Genomic DNA, 12,514 nt, shown 5'->3' with positions numbered 1-12,514 from the left:
ATAGTCTGGCGTTGACTTTTGGCACGCTGTTGAGTTCTCAAGGAACGGACGCTTCCTTTGTACTCACCCTCTCGGGCTTTCCTCCGGGCGCTTCCCTTCGTTGTTTCCGACTCTATCAGATCCTTTTCCGTGCCGTTCCCGGCTCGAATTCGTTTCCGATTCCCCGTCGGAGGGGGGTGGCCACTACGTTAGCGGATTTCCCGTCCCGCTCATAATCGAGCCGATCGAATCCCCATTTCGGCACAGCGAAACAGGACCCCGATCCGGGGAGTTCCTCGTGAGTAGTGATTGTGCCGCTCATCGGACACGCACGACGGCGCAGCCCGGCTCAAGCGGCTCGGGCTACGTTAGGCCCTCGTGGCCGCGGAGTCAAGCACCGCTCAAGCGCGGCTCGTCCGTGGCGTCTTCTCCGTCCTCTGCTCCGTCCCCTGCTCTGCCTTCTGGCCGCGGTTGCGCGGCACATGGGCCCGGTAGGGGCTGACCGTCGGGTCGCCGTCGGCCCAGAAGCGCCAGGGGTGTGCCGCGCCGTCGCCGCCGACCCCGGTGCGGGGACCGCTGCGGATGCGGGGGCGGGGAACGAGGTGGCCGGCGAGGATGCGGAGCGGGGCTCCCGGGCCTGCGCAGACGTCGGTGCCGTTGAGGGAGCGGTCGATGTCGAGTGCCGTGGCGAGGCGGGCCGGGCCCTGGGCGAGTTCTCGGTCGGCCCTGGCCTTGGGGCGGTGCTTGCGGGCGAGGTCCGCGCCCCGGATCACCTCGCCCCCGCGCAGCAGGACGCCGCTCGCAGTGCCCTCGGGGCCGCAGACGAGGTTGAGACTGAACCACATGCCGTAGATGAAGTAGACGTACGCATGGCCCGGGGGTCCGAACATCGATGCATTCCGCTCGGTACGGCCGCGGTAGGCGTGCGAGCCCGGGTCGGCCTCTCCCGCGTAGGCCTCGACCTCCGTGATGCGGAGCTCGATCGGCCCCTCGGGGGTCGTACGGACCAGAGTGCGGCCGAGCAGTTCCGGGGCGACCTCCAGGACGGGGCGGTCGAAGAAGTCCCGGTCGAGCGGCGTGCGGTCAGGCGCGGGGATCATGCCGCTCGAGCGTAGTGGACTCCGGTGACCCGGCGGGGCGCGCACGGCATCTGGATGCCGCGGAGGGCGCGCCCCGCCGGGTCGTCGTCGGAGCCGTCACGACAGGAGGACGGTCAGGGGCGCCTCCCGGTCCGCCCAGAAGTCCACCGCGTCGGCGAGCACCGATTCCGCCGTGCGGGCGGCGCCGGGGGCGGCCTTGGCGAAGGCGTCCCAGTCCTCGGCGATCAGCAGGTAGCCGCGGAACTTGCCGGTCTCGCGCCACCAGGACAGGTCCATCAGACAGTCGGCGAGGGCGTCCCAGTTGCGGCCGAACCATTCGGGGAGGTCGAGTTCGGCCGCGCACCGCTCGAGGAAGGCCGTCTTGTCCTGGACTCCTTCGAGGCGCAGGCGGGCCACCCGCCAGTCGGCCTCGGCGGCCGCCGCGGCGACGTGGGCGGGGGAATCGGAGGGCGGGAGCCGGTAGACGCCCGGCCGGGTGGGTCCGTTGAGGAGTGCGGGGAGCCCTGGAGCGGGCAGGGGGCCGGTCATTGCACCACCGCCTCGAAGGTTTTGTAGTGGTCGTCGGTGTAGTAGCGCTCGTCGTGGCTGCCGGTGATGATGCGGCGGGCACCGCGGTTGCCGGCGCCCGGGGTGGGGACCGTGTACTCGTGGTAGTAGCCGCGGGTCTGCTTGGGCAGCTGGTTCTCGTAGTTGCCGAAGACGATGCCGTCCCTGTCGTACGGGAAAGGGCCGCCCTTCTTGATGAGTTCGAGGGTACGGCGTGCCTCGGGGGGCAGCTTGTCCTCGGTGACGGTCTTCATGCCCTTGGCCCACGACGGCGTTCCGCCGGACGGCTGCTGAGGCGCCGTCGTACGGGAGTGGGACGCGGACGAGGACTTGTCCGCCTGGTGGCCGCTGTGGGAGGAGCAGGCGGGCAGGAGCAGCAGCACGGCTCCGGCGAGGAGCGCGGTCAGTGCGCGCATGACACTTCTATACACACTTCGATGCACACCTCGTATGGTCGCAGCCGTTACCGACATGCCCTCGTTAGGCTGGCACTCTCATCTACCCGCGCGTACAGGAGGTGTCCTGCGTGTCAGGCGTATCCGAGCAGAACCGGCGGCCGCTGCCCCACGATTTCCATCCGCCGGTGCCGTCGTTCACGGTGGTCAGTGATGACGTGAGCCCGGGGGCGACGCTCAGGAGCGATCAGGTCTTCAGCGGGGGCAACGTCTCGCCGCACCTGCGCTGGGAGGGCTTCCCGGAGGGCACGAAGAGCTTTGCGGTGACGTGTTTCGACCCGGACGCGCCGACCGGGAGCGGCTTCTGGCACTGGGTGCTCTTCGACGTCCCGGCGGACGTGACCGAACTGCCGGCGGGCGCCGGGAGCGGGGAGATGAAGGGGCTGCCGGCGGGCGCGGTGCACGTGCGGAACGACTACGGGACGCGGGACTTCGGCGGTGCCGCGCCGCCGCCCGGGGACGGTTCGCACCGCTATGTCTTCACGGTGTACGCGGTCGACAAGGAGAAGCTGGGGCCGGACGAGGCCGCCTCGCCGGCGGTCGTGGGCTTCAACCTGCGGTTCCATGCGCTGGCCCGGGCGCAGCTGATCGGCGAGTACGAGAACCCCGCGAACGGCTGACGGCCGTTCGCGGGCTGCGGCGACCGGAAATTCCGTTGCGCCCCGCTGCTCCGGATCGCACAGTGGTGCATGGCTGACGGCTTCTTTCCGGGCCGTCGGGCAGCGGACACCGCAGTGGCGGGGGCGGCGGGGCGCGCGCGTGCCGTGCGTCGGCCGTCTGCCGGAGGCCGGTTCTCCGGGACCGGGTGGCCGCGTCCGCTGCCGTGCGCTCCGGGCCCGCGTTTCGCACGGGGGAAGGGCCCGGAGCGTTCCCCCGTTTCCCCATGCGTCGCCGCCTCTTCACGTCGGCGTCCCGTGACGATCAACTTCCCTTTCCCGTAACGAAATTGCGTTGTTCCCGTCCCACTGCCCCGGCAGAGTTGAGCCATCTTTGCCGCGGGGGTGAAGAGCGGTCCGGGAGGTGGACGGGATGCGGGAGACGCTGGTGCTCAATGCGAGCTTCGAGCCGTTGGCGACGGTTTCACTGCGGCGTGCGGTGGTGCTCGTCCTGCAGGGCAAGGCCGTTGTGGAGCGGGCGCACCCCGGGCTGCGGGTGCGGGGGTCGGCGGTGGAGATACCGGTGCCCCAAGTGATCAGACTCTGCCGGTACGTACGAGTGCCGTTCCGACAACGGGCGCCGTGGTCGCGGCGCGGGGTGCTGGTGCGTGACCGGCACCGGTGCGCGTACTGCGGGCAGCGTGCGACCACGGTCGACCATGTGGTGCCGCGGTCGCACGGGGGCCAGGACACCTGGCTGAATACGGTCGCCGCCTGTGCGGCGGACAACCACCGCAAGGCGGACCGCACTCCGGAGCAGGCGGGGATGCGGCTGCTGAGCCGTCCGTTCGAGCCGACGCCCGCCGATGCGTTGGTGCTGGCGCTCGGCCTGCAGGAGGGGGACTGGCTTCCGGCCGTGGCGTGAGTGCTTCGGCTGCGGGCCGGTGGGGGTTTCTCGCGCAGTTCCCCGCGCCCCATCGGGGCGCTGCCCCTACCTGAGCAGCATCTGGGCGATTGCCACGATGCCCACCGCGACGATGACTCCGCGCAGCGCGGTGGGCGGGAGGCGGCGGCCGATCCTGGCGCCGAGCTGGCCGCCGAGCGTGGAGCCGGCGGCGATGAGCAGGACGGCCTGCCAGTCGAAGTGGGCGACGCAGAGGAAGAACAGCGCGGCCACGCCGTTGACGATGAGCGCGAGGACGTTCTTGAGGGCGTTGATGCGCTGCAGGTGGTCGCTGAGCAGCAGGCCCATGAGCGAGAGGTGCATGACGCCCTGGGCGGCCCCGAAGTAGCCGCCGTAGGCGCCGGCCAGCAGGAGGCCTATGAGCAGGGCGGGCCCGCCGTCGGTGGGGGCGGCGGTGCCGTTGCGCTCGTGGCGGCGGGCGAGGGCGCGGGCGAGGCGGGGCTGCAGGACGACGAGCACGAGGGCGAGGCCGATGAGGGCCGGCACGATGGTGTCGAAGGCCTTCGACGGCAGCGCGAGCAGCAGGACGGCGCCGGTGAGGCCGCCGACGAGTGCGGTGGTGCCGAAGAGCGCGATGCGGCGGCCCTGTCCGCGCAGTTCACGGCGGTAGCCGACGACGCCGCTGATGTTGCCGGTGACGAGGCCGAGGGTGTTGGAGACGTTGGCGGTGACCGGCGGCAGTCCGGTGGCGAGGAGCACCGGGAAGGTGAGGAGGGTGCCCGAGCCGACGATGACGTTGATGGTGCCCGCGCCGATACCGGCGGCGAAGACCGCGAGTGCTTCCCAGATGGACAAGGCCATCTCCTTCTGATCAGTGTGTCGCCTCCCCGCCGTGAGAGGTCGGGGGGCCGCACTGATCATGGATCAGGAAGGAGGCCGGGGGAAGCGCCTGCGCTGGTCAGTCGATCGGCGGCTCTTCGCGGCGCGGGGTCTCCTTGGTCAGCTTCGCGCCGCCCATCGGGCCGAAGTTGCCGACGGCGCCGCTGAGGCCCTTGAGGGCGTCGCCGATCTCGCTGGGCACGATCCAGAGCTTGTTGGCGTCGCCCTCGGCGATCTTGGGGAGCATCTGGAGGTACTGGTAGGAGAGCAGCTTCTCGTCGGGGTCGCCCGCGTGGATGGACTCGAAGACGGTGCGGATCGCCTGGGCCTCGCCCTCGGCGCGGAGTGCTGCGGCGCGGGCCTCGCCCTCGGCGCGCAGGATGGCGGACTGCTTCTCGCCCTCCGCGGTGAGGATCTGGGACTGGCGGATGCCCTCGGCGGTGAGGATGGCGGCGCGCTTGTCACGGTCGGCGCGCATCTGCTTCTCCATCGAGTCCTGGATGGAGGTGGGCGGCTCGATGGCCTTGAGCTCGACGCGGTTGACGCGGATGCCCCACTTGCCGGTGGCCTCGTCGAGGACGCCGCGCAGGGCGGCGTTGATCTCCTCGCGGGAGGTGAGGGTGCGCTCCAGGTCCATGCCGCCGATGATGTTGCGCAGGGTGGTGACGGTGAGCTGCTCGATGGCCTGGATGAAGCTGGAGACCTCGTAGGTGGCGGCCCGGGCGTCGGTCACCTGGTAGTAGATGACGGTGTCGATGTTGACGACCAGGTTGTCCTGGGTGATCACCGGCTGCGGGGGGAACGGGACGACCTGCTCGCGGAGGTCGATCCGGTTGCGGATGGAGTCGATGAAGGGGACGACGATGTTCAGGCCGGCGTTGAGGGTGCGCGTGTAGCGGCCGAAGCGCTCGACGATGGCGGCGCTGGCCTGCGGGATGACCTGGACCGTCTTCATGAGGGCGATGAAGACGAGCACCACCAGGATGATCAGGACGATGATGATCGGTTCCATCGAGGCTCCCCACGCCTTGGTCGTTGATCGCGGTCTTTGATCGTGATGCGGAGTCTTTCAGATCCGGTGCCCGTGTGCAGGCGTTGGGCTCACATCCCGGTCACATCACCACGGCTGTCGCACCGTCGATCTCGATGACGTCGACCTGCTGGCCCACCTCGTAGCTCCGCTCGGTGTCGAAGGAGCGGGCGGACCAGATCTCGCCCGCGAGCTTGATGCGGCCCCCGGCGCCGTCGACCCTTTCCAGCACGGTCGCCTGACGGCCCTTCAGGGCCTCGATGCCGGTCGCCAGCTCGGGCCGCCGGTCGCGGTGCCGGTTGGCGATGGGGCGGACGACGGCGATGAGGGCGACGGAGACGACCGCGAAGACCACGAACTGGATCACGGTGCCGCCGCCCAGCTTCGAGGTGACGGCGGCGGCGACGGCCCCGGCGGCCAGCATGCCGAACTCGGGCAGCGCGGTCACGATCAGCGGAATGCCCAGTCCGACGGCGGCCACGAGCCACCACACCCATGTGTCCACGTGGTCATGGTAGGCGTGCGGCCCGCGCCCGGGACAGAGCGCGGGCCGGTGGCCGGGCGGACGGGGGTCAGGAGAGCGGCAGGCCCCGGGCGGTCCAGCGGTCTCCGTTGCGCTCGACGACCAGCGGGAGGCCGAAGCAGTGGGAGAGGTTGCGGGAGGTGAGCTCGAGCTCGATGGGGCCGGCGGCGAGCACCTTGCCCTGACGGATCATCAGGACGTGGGTGAAGCCGGGGGCGATCTCCTCGACGTGGTGGGTGACCATGAGCATCGAGGGCGCGAGGGGGTCGCGGGCGAGGCGGCCGAGGCGGCGGACGAGGTCCTCGCGGCCGCCGAGGTCGAGGCCCGCGGCGGGCTCGTCGAGCATCAGCAGCTCGGGGTCGGTCATCATCGCGCGGGCGATCAGGGTGCGCTTGCGCTCGCCCTCGGAGAGGGTGCCGAACTTCCGGTCCAGGTGGTCCGTCATGCCGAGCACGTCGAGGAACGCGCGGGCGCGCCGCTCGTCGACCTCCTCGTAGTCCTCCTGCCAGGTGGCGGTCATGCCGTAGGCGGCGGTGAGGACCGTCTGCAGCACGGTCTGGCTGCGCGGCAGCTTGTCGGCGAGGGCGATGCCGGCCACGCCGATGCGCGGGCGCAGCTCGAAGACGTCGACGGAGCCGAGCCTCTCGCCGAGGATCGTGGCCGTGCCCTTGGTCGGGAAGAGGTAGCTGGAGGCGACATTGAGGAGGGTGGTCTTGCCGGCGCCGTTGGGGCCGAGGATGACCCAGCGCTCGCCCTCCTTGACCGACCAGGAGACCTGGTCCACCAGAGCCCGGCCCTCGCGGACCACGGATACGTCCACCAGTTCCAGCACTTCGCTCATGAGCGCGTTGTCTCCCATTGCAGTCTCGATCGTCGCTTGCGCCTGTGGACGCAGCCCCCGAGGAAAACCTACGCCACCGGTCGAGGGTGCCAGTCCTTAGGCTGGGGGCATGCTCGTCGAACATCGCTCAGGGCGGCTCGCCGCGTGGGGAAACGCCCTCCTTGCCGGGTTTGTCGCGCCCGATGATGCGGCACACCACATCACCGGGGACGACTCCGTCCACCGCGTCGCCGGACTGCCCGGGGAATCCGGCCCGGTCGGCCTGACCCTCGCGCTCGGCCGGCTGCGGGCGCTCGGCGCCACCGGGCTGCGCCTGGCGCTGCCGGTGCCGGGGCACCCGCTGGGGCTCAGCGGGCCGCCGGAGTTCAATGCCCGTGCCATGGAGGCCGAGGAGGCCGTCGTCGTCTCGGGCGTGGCGCTCGGGCTCGTGCCGGAGGTGTCCGAGGCCGGGCCCGCGGGCGATGTGCACGTGGAGGTGGTCTGGCACTGCCTGCCCGTGCGGGAGGCGCCCCCCGCGGACGTGCCCTCGCTCGGGGAGGCCGAGCGCGAGCTGGCCGAGGCGCTGCGCGAGGCGACCGAGGTGCTCACCCGGCTCGACGTCGCGGGCTCGGGGCCGGTCGCACAGGCCGCCCTGGAGGCCTACCGGGCGCGGGCGGAGGCGGGCCGCGAGGTGCTCGCCCCGGGCTATCCGCCGCGGGCGGTACGGGTGCTGGAGCTGGCGCAGCGGGTGAGCGCGCTGGTGTCCATCGCGTACGAGCCCGGCGACCGCGAGGGCCGGGAGCACGGCGGCGCGGTGAGCGCCTCGGAGATCGCGGCACGCGCCGCGGCGCTGCGACCGGTGGAGCGCACGGCCCGGCGGGCCCAGGTGGCCGCGTACAACGCGCCGGTGGAGGAGCGGGAGCGCGGGAGGCACTGACCACCCCGGAGACAGCGGAAGGCCCCGCGGACCGATGTCCGCGGGGCCTCTCCTGTGTGCCGACGGAGTGACGCGAGGGTCAGTCCTCGTGGTCCTCGCCCTCGTGGTGACGGCCCTCATGGTGATGGCCCTCGTGGTGGACGTGGATGTGGCGCACCTCGTGGTGCTCCTCCTCCATCTCCGCGTTGACGCACGTGTTGCCGAAGGTCGGGTTGAGCAGCCCCACGATGTCGATGCTGTTGCCGCACAGGTTGATCGGGATCTGGATCGGAAGCTGGATGACGTTGCCCGAGATGACACCGGGCGAGCCCTTCGCGACCCCGACTGCGCCCGCACCGCCGGGCCCGCCGCCGGTGGCAAAGGCTGCGCCGACGGAAGCGGTGACGGCAGCGCCTGCTGCGGCCAGAACGAGGGCGGCCTTCGTGGCTCTGTTCATAAGGTGTCTTCCTTTTGCTGAGACCTGTCGACCCCAGCCATGGGGGCCGTGCACTGATGAACGCCACTGTGCCGCCGACGGCACGGCCGTCGGCGGTATTTGCCCTCGTTCGGACGATTGACTCACCTCAGAATCCGCCGGTCGGCCCCGCCCTGGGAGGGAGCGGGGACGACCGGCGGACGAGCCGGGCCTCGGGGGGCCTTACTCGTTGACGCAGAGGTTGCCGTGCGCCGGGTTCAGCAGGCCGACCACGTTGATCGTGTTGCCGCAGACGTTCACCGGGACCTCGACGGGGGCCTGGAGGACGTTGCCCGAGACGACACCGGGGGAGTCCTTCGCCACGGCCTCGGCACCGACGTGCCCGGCGCCGTGGGCGGAGGCGATACCGGCACCCATGAGGGCAAGGCCGCCAGCAGCGATGGTGACAGCAGCGGCCTTCTTCATGTTCTTCACTCTTCCTGTGACCTTCCTGGAGCTTTCGCCACGGCCAGCCGCCGCGGTTACGCCATGGAGAACGGGCCGCCGCCGGTCGAGTTGCGCCCCCGGACGGGTTATCACACGACCGCATGAACCGCCGATCAGAACGTGACGTTCCGCTACGACCCCCGTCAGGCGCCCAGCCCCTGGCGGACGGCCCAGAGGGCCGCCTGTGTGCGGTCGGCGAGGTCGAGTTTCATGAGGATGTTGGAGACGTGCGTCTTGACGGTCTTCTCCGACAGCACCAGGGCCCGGGCGATCTCCCGGTTGGACCGGCCGTCCGCGATCAGGGCCAGCACCTCGCGCTCCCGTTCGGTGAGCGCATTGCCTCTCCCCTGCCCGTTGCCGCCCTCGTCCTGCGACAGCAGGGCCCCGGCCACCTCGGGCTGCAGCAGGACGTGCCCGGCGTGCACGGACCGGATGGCGCCGGCGAGCGCGTCGGGGTCCACGTCCTTGTAGACGTAGCCCGCCGCCCCGGCCCGCAGGGCGGGGATCACGGTGCGCTGCTCGGTGAAGCTGGTGACGACCAGCACCCGGGCCGGGTGCTCCAGCTCCCGCAGCCTGCGCAGCGCCTCGATGCCGTCCATGCCCGGCATCTTCACGTCCATGAGGACGACGTCGGGGCGCAGTTCCTCGGCGCGCTCCACACCCTCGGCGCCGTCGGCGGCCTCTCCGACCACCTCGATGTCGTCCTGGACCTCCAGGAACGTCCGCAGCCCCCGGCGGACCACCTGGTGGTCGTCCACCAGCAGTACACGGATGCTGCTTTTCTCCGGGGGGCAACCCCCGGACCCCCAGCCGGATGCACGGTCCTCAGCCACCGGGCACCTCCATTTCGATCGTGGTGCCCTTGCCGGGCTCCGAGACAACGGTCAGCCGGCCGCCGACCCCGCCCGCCCGGTCCCGCATGGAGACCAGGCCCAGGTGCCGTCCGGCCCGGCGGACGGCGGACGGGTCGAAGCCCTGCCCGTCGTCCGCCACCCGCAGGGCCGCGCCCTGGCCGCAGCGGGCCAGGGTGACCTCGACGGTGCCGGCGCCGGAGTGGCGCAGCGCGTTGTGCAGGGCCTCCTGGGCCACGCGCAGCAGTGCCTCCTCCTGGGCGGCCGGCAGGGCCCGTACGCCGCGGGAGGTGAAGGTGACGCGGGCGGTGTGGGCCCGGTCGAGGACCTTGATCTGGGTGCGCAGGGTGGCGACGAGTCCGTCCTCGTCCAGCCCGGCGGGGCGCAGTTCCACGACGGCGGCGCGCAGTTCGTCGGCCGCCTCGGCGGCGAGCCGGGCGACCTCGTGCAGCTCCTCCTTGGCACGGGCCGGGTCGCGGTCCACGAGGGCGGTGGCGGCCTGGGCGGTCAGCCGCAGGGAGAAGAGCTTCTGGGAGACGGCGTCGTGCAGCTCGTGCGCGAGGCGGGACCGTTCCCCGGCGATGGTCAGTTCGCGGCTGCGCTCGTAGAGGCGGGCGTTGGTGAGGGCTATGGCGGCGTGCTGGGCGAGGACGCGCAGCAGTTCCTCGTCCTCGGCGGTGAAGCCGCAGCCGCCGGCCGGCTTGGGGCAGCGCTTGTTCGCCAGGAAGATCGCGCCCAGGATCTCGTCGCCGTCGGCGACGGGCATGCCGAGGAAGTCGGACATGTCGGGGTGGGCGGCGGGCCAGCCCTCGAAGCGGGGGTCGAGGCGGACGTCCGCCAGGCGCTGCGGGGTGGCCTCCTGGAGCATGGCGGCGAGGATGCCGTGCTGGCGGGGCAGCGGGCCGATGGCCTTCCACTGCTCGTCGCTGATGCCGTCCACGACGAACTGGGCGAAGCCGCCGTGGTCGTCGGGGACGCCGAGCGCCGCGTACTCGGCGTCGAGGAGTTCGCGGGCCGAGGCGACGATCGTGTGCAGGACGTCGCGCACCTCCAGATGCCGGCTCATGGCGAGGAGGGCGCTGCTCACGGCGGTCAGTCCGGAGCGTGGGCCAGTGGTCATGGCCTCACCGTACCCACGGGTCACTCACGGCGGATCGGCCCGGCGGCGGCCTGCGGCCGGGACCCGGGGCCTAGGCCGAAAGGCCCGCGCGGGCCAGACTCGGGCCATGACGTCACCGATGCAGTGGACACCCATCCATGGCGAGCCCTACCGGCCGGTGCCCTACCGGCCCGCGCGGATGCCCGCCGCCGAGTCCCTCGTGCGGGCCGCGGAGCTGCGCGAGCGGATGGACCGGCGCAGGACCGTCCGGCGGTTCTCCGCCGACCCCGTGCCCGATCAGGTCGTGCGGGACGCGATCGCGTGCGCGGCCACGGCGCCGTCCGGAGCGCACCAGCAGCCGTGGACGTTCGTGCTGGTGAAGGACCCGGAGGTGCGGCGGCGGATCCGGGCGGCCGCCGAGGAGGAGGAACGCGTCTCCTACGAGGGGCGGCTGGGCGAGGAGTGGCTGGCGGCGCTGCGCCCGCTGGGCACGGACGAGGTCAAGCCGCACCTGACGGACGCCCCGGCGCTGATCGTGGTCTTCCAGCAGCGCTACTGGCTCGGCGCGGACGGCGAGCGGCGCAAGCACTACTACGTGGACGAGTCGGTCGGCATCGCGGTCGGGATGCTGCTCTCGGCGCTGCACCTGTCGGGGCTGGCGGCGCTGGTGCACACGCCGAGCCCGATGCGGTTCCTGGCGGAGGTGCTGGGGCGGCCGGTGAACGAGAAGGCCTTCGCGGTGATCCCCGTCGGCTATCCGGCGGCGGACTGCGAGGTGCCGGACCTGGTGCGCAAGAGCCTGGACCAGGTGCTGGTGGAGGTCTGAGCCCGTCCCCACGGAGTGCACCGCGGCGCTCACACCGGGTGATCCCCCAGGGGTCCCGGTGTGAGCCCGCTCATGGGACGCAGATCACTTACGAACCTGCCTAGTGGAGGCATAAGCCCGCCGTAAGCGGCGGCGCACACAGGGGCCGGACAGGTTTGCCGGGGCGTCGGCAGCCCCCTCTGCAACGAAGCGGGATAGTACGTCACACCTTTGCCACAGCATTTTGCGAGCGCTAAGAATTTCCCCCGTCGCACGGCGCCGTCGAGAGACGCGGCGCTGTTTTTTCAGCCCAAAAAACGGCCGCTGCGGCTCACGCGATCGGAAGAGGTTCAGCTCACTATGCGCTCCCCCATCTCTGGTTATACCCGCCTGACCAAGGTCCACAAGTTCTCCGCCGCCGGCGTCGCCGCCGCGGGCGCCGCCGCTCTGGCCTTCGCGCTCGTGCCGACCGCCGACGCCAAGAGCGACGCGCAGTCGATCGGCGTCAAGCAGGTCGCCTGGAACACCTCGGCCTTCGGCGAGACCCAGCAGGACGAGCTGAACAAGCAGTCGGACTCCGCCGCCGCGCAGGCCAAGACCGCCGCCGAGGCCAAGAAGAAGGCCGACGACGAGGCGAAGGCCAAGGCCGACAAGGAGCACGCCGAGCAGCAGGCCGCGAGCCGTTCCGAGGAGCGCAAGCCGGTCCAGGCCACGCCCGTCGCCCCGGCCCCCAAGGCCTACGCCAACAACCTGGACGGCTGGATCCGCGAGGCCCTGGACATCATGGCCGCCAAGGGCATCCCCGGCACCTACAACGGCATCTACCGCAATGTCATGCGGGAGTCGACGGGCAACCCCAACGCCGTCAACAACTGGGACTCCAACGCTGTCGCCGGCACCCCCTCGAAGGGCCTGCTGCAGGTGATCGACCCGACCTTCAAGGCGTACCACGTCGACGGCACGTCCTGGAACATCTACGACCCGGTCGCCAACATCACCGCCGCCTGCAATTACGCGGCCAAGGTCTACGGTTCGATGGACAACGTGAACTCGGCCTACTGATCCTTTTCTTCGGCACGGCCGCAGAAA

At 71.2% G+C, this 12,514-nt stretch carries 16 protein-coding genes; 5 read left to right on the top strand and 11 right to left on the bottom strand.

Features of this window, described 5'->3' with window-relative positions:
- Nucleotides 1-380: 380 nt before the first annotated feature.
- The 3 genes from ACMATS_RS29570 to ACMATS_RS29560 all read right to left on the bottom strand — a co-directional run bounded on the left by ACMATS_RS29570 (nucleotide 381) and on the right by ACMATS_RS29560 (nucleotide 2,041).
- Complete coding sequence (locus ACMATS_RS29570; RefSeq protein WP_414169625.1) at nucleotides 381-1,079, bottom strand: DNA-3-methyladenine glycosylase; 699 nt, start codon at nucleotides 1,077-1,079, stop codon at nucleotides 381-383.
- A 96-nt stretch (nucleotides 1,080-1,175) separates the two neighbouring features.
- Entirely contained in the window at nucleotides 1,176-1,607 is a 432-nt protein-coding gene (locus ACMATS_RS29565; protein WP_414169624.1) for a barstar family protein, read from the bottom strand.
- Nucleotides 1,604-2,041: a ribonuclease domain-containing protein gene (locus tag ACMATS_RS29560; RefSeq protein ID WP_390777404.1), complete on the bottom strand. Its 438-nt coding sequence runs from the start codon at nucleotides 2,039-2,041 to the stop codon at nucleotides 1,604-1,606. Before ACMATS_RS29560 ends, ACMATS_RS29565 begins: the two co-directional genes overlap by 4 nt.
- 110 nt (nucleotides 2,042-2,151) lie before the next feature.
- Here ACMATS_RS29560 and ACMATS_RS29555 point away from each other — a divergent pair, with 110 nt between their 5' ends.
- Nucleotides 2,152-2,700, top strand: coding sequence for a YbhB/YbcL family Raf kinase inhibitor-like protein (locus ACMATS_RS29555; RefSeq protein ID WP_414169623.1), 549 nt, complete (start codon nucleotides 2,152-2,154; stop codon nucleotides 2,698-2,700).
- A 409-nt stretch (nucleotides 2,701-3,109) separates the two neighbouring features.
- Entirely contained in the window at nucleotides 3,110-3,601 is a 492-nt protein-coding gene (locus ACMATS_RS29550; protein ID WP_390777406.1) for an HNH endonuclease, read from the top strand.
- A gap of 66 nt (nucleotides 3,602-3,667) precedes the next feature.
- On the opposite strand, the gene ACMATS_RS29545 is transcribed toward ACMATS_RS29550, so the two are convergent.
- The 4 genes from ACMATS_RS29545 to ACMATS_RS29530 all read right to left on the bottom strand — a co-directional run bounded on the left by ACMATS_RS29545 (nucleotide 3,668) and on the right by ACMATS_RS29530 (nucleotide 6,853).
- Entirely contained in the window at nucleotides 3,668-4,435 is a 768-nt protein-coding gene (locus tag ACMATS_RS29545) for a sulfite exporter TauE/SafE family protein (protein WP_414169622.1), read from the bottom strand.
- 103 nt (nucleotides 4,436-4,538) lie between these two features.
- A complete protein-coding gene (locus ACMATS_RS29540; RefSeq protein ID WP_336412347.1) occupies nucleotides 4,539-5,471 on the bottom strand; it encodes an SPFH domain-containing protein in 933 nt (310 codons plus the stop codon).
- A 100-nt stretch (nucleotides 5,472-5,571) separates the two neighbouring features.
- Nucleotides 5,572-5,994 (bottom strand): NfeD family protein, encoded by a 423-nt coding sequence (locus tag ACMATS_RS29535; RefSeq protein WP_390777408.1) that lies wholly within the window; start codon nucleotides 5,992-5,994, stop codon nucleotides 5,572-5,574.
- A gap of 67 nt (nucleotides 5,995-6,061) precedes the next feature.
- Complete coding sequence (locus ACMATS_RS29530) at nucleotides 6,062-6,853, bottom strand: ABC transporter ATP-binding protein (protein WP_390777409.1); 792 nt, start codon at nucleotides 6,851-6,853, stop codon at nucleotides 6,062-6,064.
- A gap of 109 nt (nucleotides 6,854-6,962) precedes the next feature.
- Here ACMATS_RS29530 and ACMATS_RS29525 point away from each other — a divergent pair, with 109 nt between their 5' ends.
- Nucleotides 6,963-7,769 (top strand): hypothetical protein, encoded by an 807-nt coding sequence (locus ACMATS_RS29525; RefSeq protein WP_390777410.1) that lies wholly within the window; start codon nucleotides 6,963-6,965, stop codon nucleotides 7,767-7,769.
- 79 nt (nucleotides 7,770-7,848) lie between these two features.
- On the opposite strand, the gene ACMATS_RS29520 is transcribed toward ACMATS_RS29525, so the two are convergent.
- The 4 genes from ACMATS_RS29520 to ACMATS_RS29505 form a co-directional block, all read right to left on the bottom strand.
- Nucleotides 7,849-8,205, bottom strand: a complete 357-nt coding sequence (locus ACMATS_RS29520) for a chaplin (RefSeq protein ID WP_390777411.1) — start codon at nucleotides 8,203-8,205, stop codon at nucleotides 7,849-7,851.
- Nucleotides 8,206-8,406: 201 nt separating this feature from the next.
- Nucleotides 8,407-8,658, bottom strand: a complete 252-nt coding sequence (locus tag ACMATS_RS29515) for a chaplin (protein WP_390777412.1) — start codon at nucleotides 8,656-8,658, stop codon at nucleotides 8,407-8,409.
- 155 nt (nucleotides 8,659-8,813) lie between these two features.
- The gene (locus ACMATS_RS29510) at nucleotides 8,814-9,434 is read right to left on the bottom strand and encodes a response regulator (RefSeq protein WP_391155573.1); all 621 of its coding nucleotides are present in this window, start codon (nucleotides 9,432-9,434) and stop codon (nucleotides 8,814-8,816) included.
- Nucleotides 9,435-9,495: 61 nt separating this feature from the next.
- Nucleotides 9,496-10,641, bottom strand: coding sequence for a GAF domain-containing sensor histidine kinase (locus tag ACMATS_RS29505; protein ID WP_390777414.1), 1,146 nt, complete (start codon nucleotides 10,639-10,641; stop codon nucleotides 9,496-9,498).
- Nucleotides 10,642-10,747: 106 nt separating this feature from the next.
- Between ACMATS_RS29505 and ACMATS_RS29500 the strand changes: the two genes are divergently transcribed.
- Together ACMATS_RS29500 and ACMATS_RS29495 are read left to right on the top strand one after the other, a co-directional pair.
- On the top strand, nucleotides 10,748-11,446 hold the full coding sequence (locus ACMATS_RS29500) for a nitroreductase family protein (RefSeq protein WP_390777415.1): 699 nt from the start codon (nucleotides 10,748-10,750) through the stop codon (nucleotides 11,444-11,446).
- A 339-nt stretch (nucleotides 11,447-11,785) separates the two neighbouring features.
- Entirely contained in the window at nucleotides 11,786-12,487 is a 702-nt protein-coding gene (locus ACMATS_RS29495; RefSeq protein WP_414169621.1) for a transglycosylase SLT domain-containing protein, read from the top strand.
- Nucleotides 12,488-12,514 lie beyond the last annotated feature (27 nt).

This window comes from Streptoverticillium reticulum (assembly GCF_047456005.1).
Lineage (GTDB): Bacteria > Actinomycetota > Actinomycetes > Streptomycetales > Streptomycetaceae > Streptomyces > Streptomyces reticulum.
This window is presented reverse-complemented; position numbering and strand designations above follow the sequence as displayed.